We start from the raw sequence: 20,361 nt of genomic DNA on the forward strand, positions 1-20,361 counted from the left end.
GCCCCTCGGTAGATTCCGAGCCGAAGGAGAATCCCATGCGTCTCGCAATCGATCCGACCAAGCCGCTTCCGAATTACACCGAGCACAATCTGCTGCGCGCCGCGACCCAGCTCTACATCGCCCGCGCCCATGGCGACCTCGATTTCGAGCTCGACCGCGTGTCCAAGGGCTCCCATCGCACCATCGCCGAGATCGGCGACGCGCTGGTCGGCAAGGCCGGCGATCTGAGTGCCGATTTCGGCTTCGAGGTTCATGAGCACCGCGCCGACGACAACCTCTCGACTGCGCGCGTCTACCAGGCGGCCTGCCAGCTCTACGCCGCGGACCAGTATTGCTGGTACGATTTCGAGGATGACTGCGAGCGCTCCGTCGAGCGCGGAGACGTCATTTCGGATCTCGTGGACGAGGCGGCCGCTGACTTCGATATCAGCGGCCCGGACGACTGGACGCGTCGTGGTCTGCGCGAGAAGGGCTTCCTGGCTCCCGTCGAGGACGCCCTTGCTCCGCGCATGTGAGCGCGAACCATGGCGGCCGAGATCAGCATCGACGAGCTGCGAGCGCTTGGGATGCGAGGCATGTGCTCTGTCCTCGCGCTCGTCTTGCACGATCTGACCGGCTGGCCTCTCGTCGGGATCGCCGAGGCAGGCGATCGACCTGGAGCCGGCGTCTATCATGTCGCGTGCAGGGCGCCCGACGGCCTCCTCGTTGATGCCGGCGGAAGCCGTGACGAAGTGATTATCCTCTCAGATTTCGCCATGGATGGGCGAAATCTGGCACTTCGTGACCTTGATCGGGATTTCGTCTCCGCCAGCTTCAGGCGTGATCCCGTCTGGTACGAGAGATATTCGGAGGCATTGCCGTATCTCCTCCCGGAGGATGCGTTGGCGATCCCCAGGCCAGGACTTTGAATACGATGCTGCCGGCGAAGATCCATACCATCCAGATGGTGCGCCAACGCGGCGTCCACGGGATCGATCTCACGACCACCATGGTCAAGATCCCCGAGATCTCCCGTAAGGAGGCGCAGAACGCCTATGCGGGCAACCCGGGCGATGGGCGGCTTCCCATCATCTGGAAGGCCTACGAAGGCAGCCTGTGGAGGCCGCTGCTCGCGACCCGGATTCCCGTTTCGTCGCGTTACCACCGGCCTCCCGAGCTCGACTTCACATATCCTGATCGAGCGCTCGCTGGAACGATCCTCGCGCAGCTGCCGCTCCGAGCTTCCATGCGGGAAGCTGCTGAGTGGCACATCGTCGAAGCCGAGTCTCATTATGACTGGCATCGCGAGCCTCCGCTTACCGCACGAGGCGCGGCCACCGCCCTTCCGGAGGCGGAAATCGCGCGATGCGCCTCAAACTTCCTCTCGATCGACGGTGAAATCCACTGCCGCTCCGTCGGCCCGCTATTCCAGGCTTCGCCGACGGGACATCGCCTGGTCTGCTGGTCGGACGAGAGGCCGGTCTTCAAGAACGACTTCGACCAGAACCGTAACCCCAGCGGGCGCCCGGTCTTTGCGACCACCGATGGCGAAGCTGCGCATCGGTTCTGCCTTGAGACGGGCTGGGGCGCCGGCTCGAATGCGACTGTCGTCCCCCTGGACGCCGCGGCGGATTTCCCACTCGATGAAACCGCGCGCTTCTGCACTGAGCGGATCTTCGCCCGCGGCCTGATGGATGTCTTCACCCATCAGCGCCTAACCTCGGCTCCGCGCGAGCGCGTTCGCGCCGGACACGCGCTGCGGCGGTTCTTCACGGATCTTGAGGGTATGGATCCGATTGAGCTCAAGAATGGCCTTAGGTCGCGGAACGCCGTTTTCGATGACGTCGCCGATTACGACCGGGACTTTCTCACCCATCTGGTCAATCGGGCGCTGGAGGCGATGGAGCAGCACCCCTTCTCCAATCAGCATGACTATCGGTTGAGGGAGTTGAAGCCGATCGGGGCGGCGTACGCGATCTATCGCGAGCTCGCTCCGAAGCTGGAGGACGGGCTGGAAGGCCTCGGGATGGGGCTCTGACGGCCATGGAAGATACAGCCTACGGCTCGCCCGAACCTGTTCTCGTCCGCATCGATGCGGCGGGCGAACCCTATCGCGATTTCACCGAGACGGATCGCTGGGAGGTTTCTCTCGATGGCTGCCGGATCGGAGAGGTCTGGCGCGCTGAGCGGGGCTGCTTCAATAGCAGGAAGCCTGTGGTCTGCTGGCTCAAGAAGCCCACGGCCCTCGGCGTATCCTTTCCCGATTCCGCTGTCGGGTCTGGCTATGGTCGGACCAGTCGCAAGGCATGCGTTCAACAGCTCGTCAGTTGGCACGTCAACCGCGATCGAAAGCTGACCTTCGACGGATGGGTGCTTCACTGCGATTCGGCGAGGGAGGACGACCTCTCCTATCTCGCTATTCACCCAGACCTCGGCTGGCGCTGGATCCATGCCAGCTGCAACCGTGAACTCAAGCCCTATCGGGGCGCCATGGGTGGCGTCGGCTGGCAGATCACCGGTCGCCGCGGCATCAGGACGGTCATCGTCCATGATGCTCCCTCGCTCGACGATGGGCTTAAATTGCTCATCGCGAACATTGGCCGGAAGCCTGACCCATCGGATGCGCCAAAGCACCCGCCTATCTCAGGCCTGCCTGTCGAGCGTCACTACCCCCAGCCCGAACCCGGGCTCTCTCTTCCCGGAATATGACGATGATCACCGAGCTCCCCGCCGTCTACGAAGCTATGGCCGTTCCCGCTCGGGCCCGGAACCAGGTGCGCGCGCTCGTGGGCGAAATGGTCCCCGTGCATATTCCCGAGGTCGCACCTGGCCTGGCGCCTGAAGCGATCGTGGCCGTCACCGAAGCCGGCCGGACGACTTGGCGCTTCTGCGACGGCGTACTGCTGGCTCCCATTCTTGTTCCGAAGCTGCCTTTCGTTCCCGACAACCCGCTTCTTGCGCCGCCGCTCAGGAAGCTACTGAAAGACTTCCCTCGGGTTCACGAGGTCGGGGAGTTGGAGAAACGCTTTCGGACAGCCGAGGCTGATGGCCGCCCAGACGCTGTCGCGGCCGTTCAGCGCTTTGCGTCGACGCTCCGGGCCATCGATGGCGAGATCTACGCGCCGAGCCTGGGACCGGTCATCTCGCTGAACCCTGTTGAGGATGGCATTGCGAAGGTCACGGTGACCGAGTGTGACGAGGCTCCCTGCCCGGCCTTCCTGTTGAAGGCGGATCAATGGGATCAGCTCGACGAGATGCTGAAGCTCTTGGGCACGGATGTGCGCTTCCTCCCCGTCAATCGGCCGGAAATCCTGATCGAAGGCTGCCAGGATTTCGATGTTGAGGAAATGGCGCTCATCCAGACCGCCAAGGCGATCTTTGAGAGCGTGCCTGACCGGTATCTCTACAACTACACGGTCGCCTACCTGGACGCCTATTTCGAATATTTCAGCGCCCAAACCAAGCCGGATGAGGCTTCTCCGGAGCTGGCCGATCTGATCCGCCGCGTCGCGGCCGATGCGCCGAACGCCTATCTCAACGGCAATGGGAAGCAGCGCATGCAGCGCGGCCTGGAGATGGCGCAGTGGTTGTCACAGCGCCTGCAGGATTCGCCGAACCCGAATGTTCGCCCAGCAGGCGCAATGGCCCTCAGAGGGTAAGGCCGGCCAGCTCGGGCGCCTCGATCGGGCGCATCGCGAGCTCGCGTTCGATTTCAGTCCAGCGCAGGAGAAGCTTCGACTCCCTGCCGCTGATCGGCGAGGACAGGTTTCGGGCCGCGCAGGCGTCCCTGATCGCCACGATGCCATCCAGAGCCACCGAGATATCGGGAGAGGCGCTGTACGCCTCTCTGCGGACGTCCTGCCACATATCGATGATGTCGTCCGGCAGGTCGTTCGCCTTGCCGCCGATAGACCGGCTCATCATCTGGACATCGTTCTTGCTGAAGTCCATCCGCGTGGTGTCTGGAAACACGCTGGCGTCAAGCTCCGTCACAAGGTCCGGCCGGGCGCGGGCGAAGTGGCCCTGCTCTGCTGCGAGGGCGAGCGCGAACTTGCGCGCGCATTCGAACCTGCCCAGCGGGAAGATCCGCCAGTCCGCCTCGAGGTCCGAGCGATCGCCGAGCTTACGCTCGCTCTTGTTCTGGCCGTACTGGAACGGCTTGATGACCGTAGGGCCGAAAATCTCGTTGTCGTCACCATCGAGGCGCGTGACTTGCTGTTCGCCTGGAATGATGTCCGTCATCGAGTAGGTGACGCGCACTGAGTCGGCCATCATGCGCAGGATGATTTTGGGCTCGGTGCAGCGCACATAGGCCATATCGTCGATGACGATGATCCGCTCCAGCTTGCGACGGAAGGAAGCCTCCGCGTCGGCTTTCTGGTTCCCGCCGAACTTGCGGATGGTCCAATCCGGCGGGACGGTGCGTTCCGCGCGCGGCGCTGGGTTCCGATTGGTCTTCGGCCGGCCGCTAACCGGATCGTCGACCCAATAATGCTCGCCCATCAGGCCGAAGCGCAGCTGCTCGACATTGCACGGCGTCGGCACTTCGCCGGGCGCAAGCAATGTTCGGTAGAAGCCGTCGGGCCCTTGGCGAACCTCGATATGCGTCTCGTTGCCCTCGCCGTAGAGGAGCCTGGCGACGACCGGATAGTCGTCGTTCGATCCCATGCGGATGGCGACCGGGACTTCCTGAACGAGGACACCCTCACAGCCCTGGATTTTGCCGGAGCCTTCCGACGGATAATAGGTCTGCTTGTAGGTGTGCTGGGCCTGAACGATCAGACGGCCGCTCTGGGTGATTTCGGACATGGGTCAACCTCTTTCGAGGCTGAGGATCCAGCGCGGGGATGCAAGGCACAAAGGCTGGCTCAGGGCACCAGTGAGGGAACCGGATCTGACGTGATCGCAACCAGCGTCCCGAAGCCAATCTCGCGCGTTTTCCTGAAGTGGAATTCGGTCTCAGCTCCTACCGGGTAGCGAGCAGCCTGGTCGGCATCGAGCAGCAGAACCTGCCAAGCGCCGGTGCCGCCGGAATCGGAGGAGAATCCCACGAAGAAGTGCGGAGCCGACAGCGCGAGCTCGGCATACGCGTGTGTCACTCCGGCATCGGTGAGCGCCTTCTCGTCCGCGACCTCGTTTCGGTAGACGACCATCGCGCTCGTGTAGCCGTGCGGTCCAAGATCGATCTCGGCGCCAGCATCCAGGAAGTCGATTTTGTTGGTCATGAGATCCTCATTTCCCAAGGGTCTCTCACGCGGCGCCGAAAGTTTCAAAGCTTAGCAGCCGGCCACCGCGGGTCGACAGATCCACCCGGCCGAGTCTAGGCTGGCCCGGCACCCTACCTTTACAGCGCAACAGGACTGACGATGGCGACCGGTACCGTGAAATGGTTCAACGCGACGAAGGGCTATGGCTTCATCACGCCGGACGCCGGCGGCAAGGACGTCTTCGTGCACATCAGCGCGGTCGAGCGCTCGGGCATGCGCGAGCTCTCGGATGGTCAAAAGGTTTCTTACGACCTGGAGGCCGATAGGCGCTCTGGCAAGGAGAGCGCCGTCAATCTCAAGAACGGTTGATCAGCGCGAGCTGGAAATCAGAAGGGGCGCCGCGAGGCGCCCCTTCTTTGTCACTGCACGTTGATGATGAACTCTTCGCTCATAACCGTCTGACCGCGGCGGTCCGTTCCGTTGAACTTGTAGCCGCGGTAGCGACCAGGCGTCACGCCGACGGCCACGGTTCCCGAGACCGTCCCAGTGGCGGGATCGTAGGCCAGCCCCGAGGGCAGGAAGCCCTTCACGAAGTCTCCGTTTGCGCCATCCTGGGCGGTCGTGGATCCTGCGTTGAGGCTGGCGCCGAAGGTGAACGGGCCGAGCGGCGTCGTCGCGGTCGCCTTGATCGTGACGGGCTGTCCCCGCACCGCATCCGTCACGCTTGCGACTTGGATCCTGGCGGCATCCGCGGCGAGCACCTCGATGATGATCTCATCAGAGAAAGTCAGCACATTGCGCACATCCTTGGCTCCGACCTTGTAGCCGCGGTAACGGCCAGGGGACAGGTTCACCTGGAGCGTGCCCGTGATTGAGCCGTCCGTGGGGCTGTACACCAGGCCTCCCGGAAGGGTGCCCTTGTTGAAGTCCCCCGTTTGGCCATCGACAACAGGTGCGGTGCCAGCGGAGATACCGCTGTTCCAGGTGATCGTGCCGAAGCCGTTTTCAACCGAAGGAACCAGCGACACCGCATCTCCAACCTTTGCCGTGACGTAGGTTGGCACCTTCACGGTCAGCGCGGGTCGCTGCAGCACACGAATGAGGATTTCGTCCGTGCAAGCTCCCCGATTGGCGCCGTCGGTCGCGCAGATGCGGTAGCCGCGATAGTTCCCTTCCGCAGCCTGAGCCGTCAGTGTACCGCTCAGAGCGCCTCCGCTGTAGCTCAGGCCGGTCGGAAGGGCCGTCTGCTTGATCGTGCCGACGCCATCCGTCTGGGTGTAGTTCGCGGTCGTGGAAATCGTGCTGTCCCACGTCACCGAGCCGAAGTTGCCCGAGAAGGTCGGTCGAACATCGACGCTGTCCCCGACCGTGAGCTCCAGAAGCGTCGGCGCTTTCAGAACGAAGGGTTCCATCTCCGCGATGCGGATAATGATTTCCTGCGTCATGCCGCGATAGGTCGCGCCCTGGCTGTCATTCGCCGCGATTTTGTAGCCGCGGAAATTGCCGATCACGGTCGGCGTTCCAGAGATCGTTCCGGTGCTGGTGTCGAAGCTCAATCCCGCCGGCAGCGTGTTCAGCATCTGATCGTCATTGCTGGCCCCGTTAGGCGAAGTCTGCTGGGTGAACAGCTGCCAAGTCACCGCTCCGACCGCATTCTTCACGGTCGGAGTGACGCTGAGGGATTGGCGGCGCGTGCCATCGATATACGGCGACATCTCGACGCTCACCAAGGGACGGTCAGCAATCCTGAAGGTCACCTCCTCGGCGCAAGCTTGACCTGCCGCGGTCGGCGCGCAGATCTTATACCCGTGCCAGTTGCCGCCGGCCGTCTGCAGAATACGAGCCGAGGTGAACCTGCCGGTGGTCGTGTCGAAGCCCACACCGCTTGGCAACGAGCCAGTATAGAATTCCTTCCCTCCGGTCAGGGCCGGGACAGGGCCGTAGGTCAGGGTATAGGGACCCGTCACCGCAGTCGCGCCGGAAAGGACCGGAGTGACGTCGAGGGGATCGTTGGCCGTCGCAATGATGGTGTTGTTCGTCCCGTAAGCGAGCTTCGGGGCCGAGCTCGCGGCGGCGCCTGCCAGCCTGAAGTTCCTCGACAGCACTACGTTGTTTTGTGTCTGCCCGCTCACTGGGCGAACTTCAGTCAAAGTGACTTGATAAATGCCTTGACCATAGGTGGCAGCCGTGGGCGTTCCGGAAATTCTGCCTGTTGCGCCGTCAAAGGTGAGGCCATTCGGCAGATACGCTGGACCTGACGCCGAATAACTCCACGAAGATCCGTTGAACCAGGCGAGCCGATAGGTCGGCGTCCCCTCGATATTGGAAACTTCCGGATCGAGAGTCAGCGGTTGACCAATGACGAAGTCGGTTCGCTCCGGATAGGCAACCACAGGCATGTCCCAATTGGCGATCGCGATCGAGAATGCGTTCGAATAGAAGCTCTGGGCGACCCCGTTCCTGGTCTCCGTGAAGATGTAGCGGTAGAGGAAGTTGGGTGTACTCGTATTGAGAGGGGTCCCGCTGATGACGCCTGTCGACGGGTTCATCGCCAGACCCTGCGGCAGACTCGCGGTCGTGTAGTTGCTTCCGTTGTAACCCTGAAGCTGAACACTCAGTGTTCCGACCACGCCTGTGATTGTCGGCGTGATCGTCGCGGGAACACCACGACGGATCTGCACGGTCTGATCGATCGAGGCAGCCGGCTTCGCCCAGTCGGCGATCGTGATCACCATCTGGTTCGAATACAGCGGCAGGCTTTGACCGTTACGGTTCTCGGTCGCGTACAGGCGATAGGACTGGTAGTAGGGGGTTGTAGAAGTCGGGGTGCCTCCAAAAGCCCCGGTCACGTTCGACCACGTCATGCCTGGGACGACACTCCCGCTACCAATATTGGTCGAGGAGGTTCCGGAGAGACCATAGAGGTACCAGGACGAAACCGTCCCCGTGACCCCCTGCAGGGTCGGAATAATCTCGACGGGCTGCCCGCGGTTCACGGTGATATTCGAAGGCAGAACGATCTTGCCGCTTTCCCAGTTTTGGATCGAGAGCGTGAACTGGTTCGACATCGTGCCAACGGACCGGGAGTCGCTCCCATAGATCGAGAACGTCGTGGCCGGCACGCTCTGGACAGAGGTGGTGCCGCTGATGGTGCCGTTGGCCGGATTGAAGGTGATGCCAGCCGGGAGATGAGCCGCGGTCGCGCTATAGAAACTTCCGCTCTGAGCATAATAGAGCGAGTAGGTCGTCGCTCCGACGTTGCCGGTGACGGTCGGCGCCATCTGGAAGGCTTGGCCACGCTGGATATCGAACTTGGATGCCGTCGAAATCTTAAAGGGCTCGGCGGCTTCGACCACCATGGTGAACTGGTTGGTGGTCGCAGTGACCGCCGACGGCGATCGATTATCCACCACGACGATCCGGTAGGCAGCCTGGACCGAAGCGTTGGTTGGCGAGCCGGAAATGGCGCCGGTCGTGCTGCTGAACGTGAGGCCCGTCGGAAGAACGCCTGCCGTTGCGTTGTACCATGACGTTCCGGAAAGGTACTGCAGGGTATAGCTCTGCGATGCGCCTGTAGCTCCCGTCAGCGTCGGAGCGATGGAAAGGGGCGCTCCCTGCTTCGTGTATACGATCGACGGCATTGCCGCCGAGAACGACGTGGAATCCGCCGTTACCGCGATAAGGAACGAGCGCGAGGTCGCGGTAAGGCCGTCCCCGTCACGCACGAGGAGACGGAGTTCGCTTCCGGTCCCGACGGTTGTCGGAGTGCCCGAAATCGCGCCAGTACTGTTGTTGAAGGTCAAGCCAGCCGGAAGCGTGCCGATGACTTCCCAGACCAGAGAAGGAACGGCGTTGGTTACGGTCGGCGTGAAAGAGAACGGCTTGCCCGCAACTGCGGAGAGTGCCGAGATCGATGCGATCTGCGGAGCCGCGCCAACGCTGATCGTGTAGCTGACGTCCTTGGATGCGCCGGTGGCATCCGTAGCGCGAAGCTTCACAAGGAAGCTTCCCGCTTGCCCAGGCGTACCTGTGATGTAGCCGTTCTCCGCATTCAGGCTCAGACCTGACGGGAACGGACCCTGGACGAGGCTCCAGGTCACTGTGCCACTGGCGCCGGTCGCGATGGCGTTGGCCAGATAAACTTTGCCGATACGGTTGTTCGAGCTGACCTCGGTGACCGCCGCATCGAGACCATCCTGAACGGTGATGGTGATCGCCTGCGTGTTCGCCGTCTTCGAAGAGTCCGTCACGCGCAGCGCGATCTGATACGTTCCGTTGCTGGAGGGAACGCCGTTGAGCGCACCCGTGGTCTCATTCACAGCGACGCCCGGCGGAAGCGCCCCGGAAATGACCGACCACATGACCCCGCCAATCGTATTCTGCGACGACGGGCGGATATCGAGCTGCGCGTTGCGGCGGACCGTGTAGGCGTTGGCATCGAAGGAGGCTGTCGGGATAGCGCGGTCCGCGACCGTGATGGTCAGCTCGGGCGTGCTTGCCGACTGATAGTTGTAGGTCGCCTGGATGCTGAACGAGCTTGCGCCGATGGCGAACGCCGTAGGAGTGCCCGCCACGACGCCGGTGATAGCATCGAAGGACAATCCCTGCGGAAGGCGACCGGAGATCACCCACGAAGCGTACTGGCCGACAGTCTGGTTCTGCAGGTAAGCAACAGGAGCCAGACGGAAGGGCTGGCCCACCGTAGCGGTGAAAGCGGTGCCGCCGGCGTCGACGATGAAGGCGTTCTCACTGACGATAAGCGAGAGCTGCGCCTCTGCCACAGCGCCGTCGCTGTCCGTCAGGCGGACGGTAACGAGCGCGGGGGTATTCGAAGCCGCACCGGTGGGCACACCGGTGATCGCACCCGTCGTCGTGTTGAAGCTCAGCCCCGCCGGCAGGGTGCCGTTAAGCGAGAAGGTCGGAGCGCCAACGAGGTTCTGCGTCGTCGGGACGATGTTGCTGTTCACCGCCGGCCGAATGACGGCTGACTGATAGGTCAGCGACGGGCCGACCTGGACATCGAGCGTATGCGTGAGCGTCGCTGCCGCATTCTCGCTGTCGACCACCCGAACGACGGGTGCGTAGGTGCCGAACTGCGTCGGCGTGCCCGAGATCTTGCCTGTCGAGTCGATTGCCACGCCAGGAGGCAGCGCGTTGGACGAGATCGACCAGGTGACCCCGCCCACCGCATTGGCGACAGCGAGCTGCGTGGTCGAGGCCAGTCCCTTACGCCACTTCGGAGCCGCCGCCGCGACCGAGATCACGTTCGGTTGCGCAACCGCGAGCACGAAGTTGTCGGACGAGCCTGTGATCGACGTCGCGGTGTTCAACGCGTTGATCTTGAGCGATCCGGAGGTGACAGCCGCCGTCGGCGTGCCTGTGATCGAGCCATTCGCAGCCGAGAACGTCAGGCCGGCCGGCAGCGATCCGGTCAAGGACCAGGTGACGGTGGAGATGTTCGTGGTGGGGACGAGGGTGAAGGGCTTGCCGACCTTCGCCGTGGGGATGTCCCCGAGGAACACGTCGGGCGCGTTCGAGACGGCAATGCGGATGTCCGCCGAGGACGCGACGTATCCGTCGGTATCACGCGCCTGCACACGAACGATTGCGGTGCCGGTGACGGAGGTCGAACCGCTGATCTGGCCCGTGCTCTCATCCAGCGTGATGCCTGCCGGCAGGGTTCCGGTGGAAACCGAGAACTGAAGAGCGCCTAGGTTGCTGCGGACCGTCGGGTTCAGCGTCAACGACTGGCCGGGAGTGATCGGCGAGTTCGCGGTGTAGCTGATGGTCGTGGCTGGCAGGACGGAAGCGGTCACCTGGGTGGAGGCCGTCCGGTTGTCCTGGGAGTCCTTGACCGTCAGGGCATAGACCCAGTTGCCGCTGGCTCCCGCCGGAGGCGTCACGACCATCGCACCCGTCGCCGAGTTGATGCTGTACGGGCGAGGGGTTCCGCCGACGTTCGCGATCGACCAGATCGGGGTTCCGCTGATGCCAACCGCCGTCGGGGCCTGGGTGGTAAAGGAAGTGCCGGCGCGCAAGGTGTAGGTCGACTGGGCAGTCGTGACGGCAAGGCCGGAATTGACCGTGATCGAGAAGGCCGACGACGTTGTCGACTTGTTGTCGGTCGTGTCGGTCAGCGTCAGGGTCAGGCCAGGGAAGGTCGCCAGCGTCGCATAGCCAGTCGGCGTGCCCAGCAGGCGGCCGGTGGCAGGGTTCAGCGAAACGCCGTTGGGCAGGTTTCCGCTGATCGTCCAATAGCCGGCGTTCGGGTAGAAGAGATTGGCGCCGTTCGGTGCGAAAGCGTTGCTCTCGACCGCGGTGTCGTTGCGGAGCGTGACGTTGCCGACGTTCCCGATCGAGGGGTTCGGCATCGCACCAAGCGTGAAGGACGCGGTCGCCTTCGCCGAGTCGGATGAATCAGTCGCTGTCAGAGTGACGATCGTGGGGGAGAGGCTGGTCGACGGCACGCCGCGGATTTGACCGGAGACGGAGTCGAGGCTGAGACCCTGCGGCAGCGAACCGTTGGCAAGCGCAACCGAGAACGTCACCGTCGGGCCGGCCTGACCGATGATCGTCGGCTGACCGAGGTCGATGAAGGATCCGACGCGCGCGAAATAGGAATTGCCGAGACCGGTAATGGAGAACTGCGGTCCAATGGTCAGCGAGACGAGCGGAGAGTCCGCGACCGACTGGTCGTTGCTGTCCGTCACCCGGATCATGAAGAACGACGAGCCAGGCGCGGTCGGCGTGCCTGTGATGCGACCGGTCGAGTTGTCGAAGTTCAAGCCAGCAGGGAGCTGGTCGCTGCCCGGCTGGAACACCAGAGACCAGGTCGGTGTGCCAGCGAGACCCGTCGCATTCGCGGTGATGGAGATCGCGTCACCGACGCGCTTCTTCACGGTGTCCGTCGAGACCGTGACGGTCGGCTGGTTGTAGACGGTCAGCGTGAACGGAGCGGACGAGGCGACCTTGCCGGTCGTGTCCGACACGACAAGCGTCAGGCCGCTGGTCGTGGTGATCTCGTTCGGGGTTCCGGTCAGAACGCCGGTGGCGGCATTCAGCGAGACCCAGGCCGGCGGGTTGGAGCCCTGACCCCAGGTCCAGTTCGAAGCGCCGACCGCGTTGACCGCGGTGGGACGGGCGCTTGTGAAGGCAGTGCCGTTACGAGCGAGGAAGCTGGTGGGCAGATTGGCGACACCAAGGCGTCCGATCACCTGCAGCGAGAGCGTGAGCTCGTTGGACTTCTCCTGATCGACCGAGTCGGTCGCCGTGAGCGTGAGCGGTCCGACCGTGGTGAGATCCACCGGAGCCAAGCCGGTAATCGTCCCAGTCCCAGCGTTGAACGTTGCCCAGCCCGGGAGGTTCGCCCCGGTGAGTGCCCAGGTCAGGGTGCCGCGCTGGCCGGAGACCGACGGAGCGTTGCTCGCGAAGGTGTCCTCAGCGTGTACCTGAACCGTGCTCGGGCCGACGATGGTGAGCTTGCCAGCGATCTGGACGGTCAACGGGACCGCGAGCGTCGCCTGGTCGCTCTTATCGCGAACGATCAGGTTGGCCGTGAAAGCACCAGCATTGCTCGGCGTGCCGCCAAGGACGCCATTGGCGCCATTCAGCGTCATCCCGGGAACGAGGTTAGCCTGAGGAGCAAGCGACCAGACCAGCTCTCCGATGGCGCCGTTGACGGTCACCGGAGCCATGCTGAAGGCACGCTCGACGCGCCCTCCGTAGCTTGGAGCCTTGTTGGCGACCGAGAGGCCTGGGGTGGCCGAGACCGTGAAGTTCGGGCTGGTGCTGACCGCGCCGTCCGCCTCGGTCACCTTGAGCGAAAGGGTCCAATCGCCCGTGGCCTCAGGCGTACCGGTGATGGCGCCCGTCGAGGGATTGAGCAGAGCCCACGCCGGCAATGTGCCGGTGTTGACGCTCCAGGTCATCGTGGTGACGGCGCCAGTGGCGGTCGGCTCCAACGTCAGCGGAGCACCGACGCGGACGGACTTGTTCGCAACCGCGATCTGAGCCGAATTCTTCGTGTCAATCGTGATCGGCGTGACCGTCGCGAAGCCGCCGGCGGAATCCGTCAGGCGCAGGACGACCGTATGGTTCGACGCGGCGGCAGGCGTGCCGGAGAACTGACCCGTCGTCGTGTCGAGCGTCGCCCAGCTCGGGAGGCTGCCCGAGTCGATGGACCAGCTGATGGTGCCCTTCGCGTTGAAGACCTGCGGAGCCTCCGATGTGAAGGCGACACCGATGCGCGGGGTGTAGCTCGACCTGGACGCCGCGGAGAGACCGGAGCTGATGACGATCGAGAACGGCGCCGAGGTGGCGACGCCGCCTGCGGCGTCCGTCATGCGAAGCGAGATGCCGGAAATCGTTTCGATCGCGTTCGGGCGGCCGCTGATAGCGCCGGTCGAGGCACTCAGGTTCGCCCAGCTCGGGAGCGTGCCGGAGGCCAGCGTCCAGGTCTGCGGGGCAATGGCGTTGGTGACCGATGGAGTGGCCGCGAAGACAGCGTCCCGCGCACCCGGATACTCCGAGGCGACCGTGATTTGGGGATCACCGAGGACCGAGATGCTGAAAGCGCTCGTGTGAGCGACGGCCCGATCGTAGCTGTCGGTGACCGTCAGGATGAGATTGGTCGCCGAGACCGAGCTCGAAAGATTACCCGAGATCACGCCGTTCGACGGGTTCAGCGTCAGGCCCGCAGGAAGGGTGCCGGAGGTGATCGCGAAAGTGGGGGATCCAAGCACGCCAGCGAGCTCTGGCGCCGGGGTGGCGATCGGGCTGTTGATGTGGAAGCTCAAGGACGAGCTCAACGTTGCCGTCAGCGTCGGGCGGTTCACCGTCAGCTTGAAAGGCGTCGTTTGGGCATTCGTTCCGTTCTCGTCTGTCACCCGCAGGCGCAGACCCGTCGTCTCGGCGAGCGAGTTCGGCGTGCCGCTGATGCGTCCGGTCGAGGTATTTAGCGTGGCCCAGGACGGAAGCGTGCCGGCCGCAAGCGACCAGGCGAGCGTGCCCTGCGCACCGCGGACAGTCGGAGCCGGAGCGTTGAAGGGGACATTGAAGTGGGCGATCAGCTCTTCGCCGAACGCATCCATTGTCAGTGGCGACGGCCCGACCGTGATGGTGAAGGGCTTGGTGGACGTGGTCGCGCCGCTCGCATCCTGACCCGACAGAACCAGGCCAGAGAACGTACCGACAGTCGTCGGCAGGCCCATGATCGAGCCCGTCTGCGTAAGCGCCAGGCCCGCCGGCAGGTTGCCAGCGCTGATGGACCAGGATGTGGTGCCCTTGGCGCCAACAACAGTCGGAGATGCGCTGAAAGTGCTTCCCTGCGTTGCGGCGAGGTTCGCCGCCATCGTGGCGGAGAAGACCGGCATATCGACGACCGAGATTGTGAAGGGCGCGCTGCGTCCAGACCGGCCGAACCGATCCGTGACGAACAGGCTGATCTCACCGCTGATGCCGGCGGCCGGCGGGGTCCCGCTGATGGCGCCTGTCGAGGTGTCCAGAGCCGCCCAAGACGGCAGCTCGCCGGAGTCGAGCTTCCATGTCAGCGGAGCGAACGCGTTCGTCAGCTGCGGGGTAGCCGAGAACTCTTGTCCGGTCGTGGCCGTGCGCGACGACATCGCGACAGTTGGGCTGGTGTTCGAGGGCGCGACCGAGATGGTGAAATTGTTGGAGACGCCGGATCGACCCGCCTGGTCGGTCACAAGAATGCTCAAGCCAGGCAGATCGCCCGAGACCGTGGGCATGCCGCTGAAGCGGCCGCTCTGGCTATCGAAAGCGAGACCCTCGGGCACGCGACCTGAAACAATCGAGTAGACCGGCTGAGAGCCGGTGCCGGTCACGGTCGGAGCGGCCGTTGTGGTTTCCTCCGCGACGCGCACCGAAACCGTCTCGGGCATCGTCACCGTCACCGGTGACGATGGAGTGATGCTGATCGCGAAGGTGTTCGACGTGACCTGAGCGCCGTTGCTGCTGTCTGTCGCGCGCAGGGAAAGCCCTGGCACCGTTCCGACGGCAGTCGGCGTGCCGACAAGCGCGCCCGTTCCCGCGTCGATCTGCAGCCAGGCAGGGAGCGAGCCAACGACCGACCACGAAACCGTGCCCTTCGCGCCGCTGACCGTCGGGGTGTAGCGGAAGAACTGGTTCGTCGAGGCGGGCAGGCTTTCCGGGACATCGGCGATGGCGAACGGTACCGGCTCTTCGGCCGGCCGCACATTGATGTTGAACAGGCGCGAGCTGGCCTGAATGCCATCATGCGAGTCCCGGACCCGCACCGTGGTCTCCCGGTTGCCCACCTCAGTCGGCGTACCTGAGATCACACCAGTTGCGCTGTCGATCGACAGGCCAGCTGGTAGGCTCCCGCCAGCACTCCAGGTACCTGTGCCGACTAGGCCGTCGACCATCGGAGCAGACGCAGTGAAGGGCTGCCCCACGCGCGCGGACGGAACCGATGGCGCAGTGACCGACAGACCCTTGAGGATATTGATCGTCGTCGGAGACGAGGTCGCGGTGGCGCCGTCGAAGAGGTCGACCACGCTGAAGGTCACGCCCGTATAGGAGGCCAGCGATCCGACATAGCCGAACAGGGAGCCGTTCTCGTACCTGAATTCGTAGCCAGGGATCGTGCGGGACATCGTCCAGTAGCCGCCGGCCAGCAGATTGTTGCCCTGCGGGCTGACCATCAGCCTTGCATTCTGTCCCTGGCGGAAATTGTAGACTCCGCTGACCGCGATCGACGGCGCTTCACCAACGGTGAAGGACACCGGCGGCGAGATCGTCGAGGCGCCGGTGGTGTTGTCGACGATCTTGAGTGCGACGTTGTCGAACTTTCCGGCAGCGGTGGCCGATCCCGAGATGACACCGGTCGCGCCGTTCAGGGTCAGGCCGGCCGGGAGCGGCGAACCTTCTTCCGAAACAGACCAGCGATACGGACCCGGTGTTCCGCTCGCATTCGGGCGCACTTCATTGATTGCACGCGCGAGTCGCGCGGGAACCTTGCTCGGCAGGCCCGTGATCAGGATGGTCGAGGTGACCGAGATCATGAACTCCGCGGACGACCCGGTGGCGCCGTCAGCGTCCGTTACCGTCAGGCGAAGGCCCGGATAGGTCCCCTGCTGCCGCGGAGTGCCGATGATCGAGCCGGTGTTCGGGTTCAGGCTAAGGCCGAGCGGAAGCTGGCCAGCGATCGACCAGCTCTGAGAACCAAAGACCGGGCGCGCAGTGGGATTGATGGTGACTGCTTCGCCGGTCTTCGCCGTGTAATTCGGCAGGACGGTGACGGTCGGAACCGGCTGAACATCGATGATCAGCGACGGGCTCTCACCGGTCTTGCCGCTCGCATCGACGCCCTTGAAACGCGCAGCGGTGGAGCTCTGGATCTGAGAAGGAATGCCCGCGATCAGGCCTGTGGAAGGATTGAAGGTGAGGCCAGCCGGGAGCGCCGTGCCGATGCTGCTCCATGCGATGGGGCCGGTGCCGTTCTGCGCGGTCAGCTGCAACGAGAACGGAACGCCGAGTCGCGCGCGGACCTGGACAGGAAGATAGATCGCGAGATCACCGGTGCCTCGGACGGGCCCCTCTTCGCCAGGAGTACCGGGGTTCGTCGGGGTCGCGACGCTCGACACCGTGTGCCTGAAATAGAACGCCTGCTGGGCGAAAGCGCCCTGCGGGAGCGCGATCGAGACGGCCAGGACGGCACTGATGATACGGCGAAGCATTTTCTGCTCTGACCCCAAGAACCAGACACTACAGTCCTTGATGTGTAACTGGGTTCCTTGCGCATTTCCATAGGCGCAAGGCCTCAGTCCACCAACCGTCTATGGATAATGGACTTTTACCATCACCCGCTCCGAGGATTAATCCGACATTCGAAGGATTTTCGGCAACAGAACAATGGATTCGTTGCAGGATTTGAAGGATTGAAGGACCGGGAATTCAAGCGATTCGAGCACCTTGTTCCCGAGATGCGAGCGACGCGCGCAAGGACCGGGCGCGGTGTTGATACCGCGGCGCGATCGAAATCGGAGATATCAGGGGCTCAGCGGATCTCGACGCTGAAGGTGAAGTTGCCGGCCGCTCCGCGCGCCGTCCGGTATTCCATCGGCTCGCCGGCATAGTCGTATGCGATGCGCGTCAGCACGACCATCGGATCGCCTGGCCGTGCTCCGGTAATGCCATCGGCTTCGCTCGCGCTGTCGATCGAGAGTGTTTCGACAACGGAGGCAACCAACTGGCTGCAGCTGGCCTCGTAGATTGGGTAGAGGAGACCAATCAGGGGCGCTTCGCCGAGCGCCAGCAATCCTTGGAAACGCTTCCGGGGCAACCAGATGCGCTCACTCAACTCCGGCTTTCCGCCCACGGAGGTCAGGCGACGCAGCTCTATGACGTCCTGGGCTTTGCGTAGCCCAAGTTTGTCGAGCGCGGCCTGGGGCGGGTCTGCGTTGACCGTTACGGCTGATGCATTGATTGGTCCGGTCCCGGCGACAGGGTCTGGATAACCCTCGCCAGCGGCTTCAATGGGCAGCCCCGGCGATCGGAACGCTCGGTAGAGTGACTTCTCGAAGCTGGGGCGCCTGATGAACGTGCCGCGCCCTCTAGTCCGAACGAGCAGGCCGTCATCCACCAGCGTCTCGATGGCCTTACGAATGGTGCCCATAGACACCTGAAGCTTCGATGCGAGTTCGGTTTCTGGTGGGATGGCCGCGCCGAACGCCCAGTGGCCTTCCGCGATGTGTTGCGCGAATTCGTTTCTCAGGCGGAGGTATAAGGGGATCCTGTGATCCGGCGCGTTTCGCATGGGGGCTTCGGTTTGAACGGCCGATTCACCAGAAAGGGGAACAGCCAAGGGTAGTCGGGCACGCTCGTACGTCAGCTTCCATCGGCTTTGGTCTACACGCCGGCACCTCGGTCTCTGGCTTGCTTTAGCGGTTGTTGCCGAGGAACTACCCGTTGCCAAGCCCTGTTCGGTGCTACCTGGTGAGAGGGATGGCGCTCGTGGCCGGGCTCCTCTGCCGGAAACGCGGTATTCACTGGGGGTTTGGCGGGTCGGGAACGTTGCCAGGACCGTCTTTTGACAATCCTTCAACGACACGGATTTTCGTCGGCGTGTCCTTCTAGCGACACCCCAAAGCATGAGTTGGTACCGCTCATTCCGTGTCGCGAAACCAAGTCACCTGATTCGCCTAAGGTCGTAGAGCTGTGGTCAGCCGGTGTTCGAGCTGGCCGAGGTCGACGTGCCGCTTGAATTTCGCGAACACGGCCTTGTTCCAGGTGTCGGCCGTGCCGCCTGGTTTCAGGCCAGCTCTAAGAGCAAGCGTTTCTCCTGGCCAGAAACGATGATCGCCCCCGGCGCCGAAGGTGAAAGCAAGGATTGCGTCGGAGGCTGCAACCCGCGTGTTGCGCTCCTTGAACCCACGATAGCTGGCCGTCATGGCGCCCTTCTCCGCGGCGCGCGACAGCTCGGCGAGGCTGTCGAGCCCGCAGGCCCGGCTGAACGCCTCGTGGTAGAAGTTCGCGGTTCGACCGTCGCCACGATCAGCATAGGCACTCCCCTGCCAGGGCGCTGGCAGGTGCAGCTGGAGCTCCGACACTACGTCCTCAAGAAATAGCGTCACGGCGACGTGGTCGGCGAAGGCGGCCCCTCCGGATATCAGCCGGGTGGCGCCCACGTCGCGCACCATCAAGCGCGCCTCGGCGCACATCTCCGCGTACAGATCCGGGGTCATTCGATCGGCGTCGTCGCGCCGACCAGCAGATCCAATGATGGCGAGATACATCGCGAAGCCGTCCGGAATGTTGAAGTGCCGAGATCCTACTCGGCAACCTTGAAATTGGCACGCTCCTTCTCCGCCAACTGAGGCAATATGGAATGGCCATCCACGGGCGATTCATGGATTACTCATTTTATCCTTGTCGCAGTCGCAGACCGATCCTAGTTCTTTATCACCGGGAGATTGATTGCCGACGCGGCGCTCTCCTGATTGAACCGGATCCGATGATCCATTCCTTTCGAGCTGACCGGATTCAGCTCTCTCCACCGTAGGCCGACAGCGCCAACGCAACACGCGAGACTACGGAATGAATTTCTCACGAATTACGCTCGCGGCTATCGCCGCCTTGTCTCTCGCAGGTTGCGCGCAGACCGGTGTCCAGACGGCGGCAGTCGCAGAGCCGGCTCCTGCTGCCGCAAAGGCCCGCAACAACACGATCGGCAAGGTCGCCCGCACGCCGGTCCACGACCTCGTCACGAAGGTGGCAGAACGCAAGCAGGTTCCTGTCGCTCTGGCGCATGCGATCGTTCGCCAGGAGAGCAACTACAACCCGTCCGCCGTCGGCCGCGGTGGTCCGCTCGGCCTCACCCAAATCAAGTGCCAGACGGCGCGTGGTCTCGGTTTCAAGGGCGATTGCTCTCAACTGAAGGATGCCGAGACCAACCTGGTCTGGGGGTTGGAACACCTTCATCGCGCGATCCGGCGCGGCGGGGCCTCCTGCAAGGGCGTCGCGCTCCACCAGATGGGGCTCTACGCCACGCCGCGCTGCACCGCTTATGGCAGCGAGGTCATGACGATCGCGGCGAACTTCTCGCGGACAGGTGTCGCTTCGAAGTGACTCATCGCGACAGATCGCTTCGAGGGGGTTTCGTGGCGCTTGGATTTGAACTTTGATGCTCGCGATGCTCGGACGCCTCGTCTTTTCCGTCCTCGTGGTCGCGGGGCTCATCACTGGAGTGGTGCTGTTCTCATTGCCGCGAGAGCAGATGACGCCGGCTTCCCTCTCGCCCGAAAATGCGTTCCTCAAGTCGATCCGGACGGCTCTCGCCGAGCGCGGCCAGTCGCGGGATGTCTATATCGATCTCACCGAGAAGGTGCGCCCCCATTTTGAGGGGAAGTCCTTCGACTCGACGATTGAGGACATCCGGGCGGTTGCCGCGGCGACCAGTGAGATCAGCTCGGTCCCGCTCAACCCCGACGGTATCGCCAATCTGCTTCGGAGTGGACAGGAGGTCGCGCTCGGCTTCAATCGTTCGCAGATACGCGCTTTAGCCGGGACGGCGGAGAGCCTCGCCAGCGAAGACCGGATGCTCATTCGTCTTCGTGGTAGCAGCAGCACCCACACGCGCGTGGAGTTCGCCTCGCTTCTCGATACGCGCGTCTACCCCTGATCCCGAGATTTCAAC

General features: G+C 63.4%; 13 protein-coding genes. 8 read left to right on the forward strand and 5 right to left on the reverse strand.

What is annotated here, in order from left to right:
* Positions 1–35: 35 nt before the first annotated feature.
* Genes OCUBac02_RS24515 through OCUBac02_RS24535 form a run of 5 tightly spaced genes read left to right on the forward strand, consistent with a single transcriptional unit; the run spans position 36 to position 3,638 of the window.
* Positions 36–515, forward strand: a complete 480-nt coding sequence (locus tag OCUBac02_RS24515; RefSeq protein ID WP_173050130.1) for a hypothetical protein — start codon at positions 36–38, stop codon at positions 513–515.
* Between the two features lie 9 nt (positions 516–524).
* Positions 525–908: a hypothetical protein gene (locus OCUBac02_RS24520; protein ID WP_173050132.1), complete on the forward strand. Its 384-nt coding sequence runs from the start codon at positions 525–527 to the stop codon at positions 906–908.
* Positions 909–913: 5 nt separating this feature from the next.
* Positions 914–2,017 (forward strand): hypothetical protein, encoded by a 1,104-nt coding sequence (locus OCUBac02_RS24525; protein WP_173050134.1) that lies wholly within the window; start codon positions 914–916, stop codon positions 2,015–2,017.
* Positions 2,018–2,022: 5 nt separating this feature from the next.
* Complete coding sequence (locus OCUBac02_RS24530) at positions 2,023–2,688, forward strand: hypothetical protein (protein ID WP_173050135.1); 666 nt, start codon at positions 2,023–2,025, stop codon at positions 2,686–2,688.
* Between the two features lie 2 nt (positions 2,689–2,690).
* Entirely contained in the window at positions 2,691–3,638 is a 948-nt protein-coding gene (locus OCUBac02_RS24535) for a hypothetical protein (protein WP_173050137.1), read from the forward strand.
* Here the strand turns inward: OCUBac02_RS24535 and OCUBac02_RS24540 are convergent.
* Entirely contained in the window at positions 3,628–4,788 is a 1,161-nt protein-coding gene (locus OCUBac02_RS24540; protein WP_173050139.1) for a hypothetical protein, read from the reverse strand. The two genes, OCUBac02_RS24535 and OCUBac02_RS24540, sit on opposite strands and share 11 nt — an antisense overlap.
* A 59-nt stretch (positions 4,789–4,847) precedes the next feature.
* Positions 4,848–5,204, reverse strand: a complete 357-nt coding sequence (locus tag OCUBac02_RS24545) for a hypothetical protein (protein ID WP_173050141.1) — start codon at positions 5,202–5,204, stop codon at positions 4,848–4,850.
* Between the two features lie 141 nt (positions 5,205–5,345).
* Here OCUBac02_RS24545 and OCUBac02_RS24550 point away from each other — a divergent pair, with 141 nt between their 5' ends.
* Positions 5,346–5,555: a cold-shock protein gene (locus OCUBac02_RS24550; protein ID WP_173050143.1), complete on the forward strand. Its 210-nt coding sequence runs from the start codon at positions 5,346–5,348 to the stop codon at positions 5,553–5,555.
* Positions 5,556–5,605: 50 nt separating this feature from the next.
* Here the strand turns inward: OCUBac02_RS24550 and OCUBac02_RS24555 are convergent, their stop codons facing one another.
* The 3 genes from OCUBac02_RS24555 to OCUBac02_RS24565 all read right to left on the reverse strand — a co-directional run bounded on the left by OCUBac02_RS24555 (position 5,606) and on the right by OCUBac02_RS24565 (position 18,961).
* Positions 5,606–16,903: a putative Ig domain-containing protein gene (locus OCUBac02_RS24555; RefSeq protein ID WP_173050145.1), complete on the reverse strand. Its 11,298-nt coding sequence runs from the start codon at positions 16,901–16,903 to the stop codon at positions 5,606–5,608.
* 320 nt (positions 16,904–17,223) lie between these two features.
* Positions 17,224–18,030: a GntR family transcriptional regulator gene (locus tag OCUBac02_RS24560; protein WP_173050147.1), complete on the reverse strand. Its 807-nt coding sequence runs from the start codon at positions 18,028–18,030 to the stop codon at positions 17,224–17,226.
* A gap of 337 nt (positions 18,031–18,367) precedes the next feature.
* Positions 18,368–18,961 carry a hypothetical protein gene (locus tag OCUBac02_RS24565; protein ID WP_173050149.1) on the reverse strand — a complete coding sequence of 198 codons (594 nt, stop codon included), beginning with the start codon at positions 18,959–18,961 and terminating at the stop codon, positions 18,368–18,370.
* 301 nt (positions 18,962–19,262) lie between these two features.
* Between OCUBac02_RS24565 and OCUBac02_RS24570 the strand changes: the two genes are divergently transcribed.
* Together OCUBac02_RS24570 and OCUBac02_RS24575 are read left to right on the forward strand one after the other, a co-directional pair.
* Positions 19,263–19,793, forward strand: coding sequence for a transglycosylase SLT domain-containing protein (locus tag OCUBac02_RS24570; RefSeq protein ID WP_173050151.1), 531 nt, complete (start codon positions 19,263–19,265; stop codon positions 19,791–19,793).
* 55 nt (positions 19,794–19,848) lie between these two features.
* On the forward strand, positions 19,849–20,346 hold the full coding sequence (locus tag OCUBac02_RS24575) for a hypothetical protein (RefSeq protein WP_173050152.1): 498 nt from the start codon (positions 19,849–19,851) through the stop codon (positions 20,344–20,346).
* Positions 20,347–20,361 lie beyond the last annotated feature (15 nt).

The organism is Bosea sp. ANAM02 (assembly GCF_011764485.1).
GTDB lineage: Bacteria > Pseudomonadota > Alphaproteobacteria > Rhizobiales > Beijerinckiaceae > Allobosea.

What these genes read in the sequence shown, in the direction of transcription:
- OCUBac02_RS24515 (WP_173050130.1), top strand. Translation starts at nt 36, where the DNA reads ATGCGTCTCGCAATCGATCCGACCAAGCCGCTTCCGAATTACACCGAG.
- OCUBac02_RS24520 (WP_173050132.1), top strand. Translation starts at nt 525, where the DNA reads ATGGCGGCCGAGATCAGCATCGACGAGCTGCGAGCGCTTGGGATGCGA.
- OCUBac02_RS24525 (WP_173050134.1), top strand. Translation starts at nt 914, where the DNA reads ATGCTGCCGGCGAAGATCCATACCATCCAGATGGTGCGCCAACGCGGC.
- OCUBac02_RS24530 (WP_173050135.1), top strand. Translation starts at nt 2,023, where the DNA reads ATGGAAGATACAGCCTACGGCTCGCCCGAACCTGTTCTCGTCCGCATC.
- OCUBac02_RS24535 (WP_173050137.1), top strand. Translation starts at nt 2,691, where the DNA reads ATGATCACCGAGCTCCCCGCCGTCTACGAAGCTATGGCCGTTCCCGCT.
- OCUBac02_RS24540 (WP_173050139.1), bottom strand. Translation starts at nt 4,788, where the DNA reads ATGTCCGAAATCACCCAGAGCGGCCGTCTGATCGTTCAGGCCCAGCAC.
- OCUBac02_RS24545 (WP_173050141.1), bottom strand. Translation starts at nt 5,204, where the DNA reads ATGACCAACAAAATCGACTTCCTGGATGCTGGCGCCGAGATCGATCTT.
- OCUBac02_RS24550 (WP_173050143.1), top strand. Translation starts at nt 5,346, where the DNA reads ATGGCGACCGGTACCGTGAAATGGTTCAACGCGACGAAGGGCTATGGC.
- OCUBac02_RS24555 (WP_173050145.1), bottom strand. Translation starts at nt 16,903, where the DNA reads ATGCTTCGCCGTATCATCAGTGCCGTCCTGGCCGTCTCGATCGCGCTC.
- OCUBac02_RS24565 (WP_173050149.1), bottom strand. Translation starts at nt 18,961, where the DNA reads ATGTATCTCGCCATCATTGGATCTGCTGGTCGGCGCGACGACGCCGAT.
- OCUBac02_RS24570 (WP_173050151.1), top strand. Translation starts at nt 19,263, where the DNA reads ATGAATTTCTCACGAATTACGCTCGCGGCTATCGCCGCCTTGTCTCTC.
- OCUBac02_RS24575 (WP_173050152.1), top strand. Translation starts at nt 19,849, where the DNA reads ATGCTCGCGATGCTCGGACGCCTCGTCTTTTCCGTCCTCGTGGTCGCG.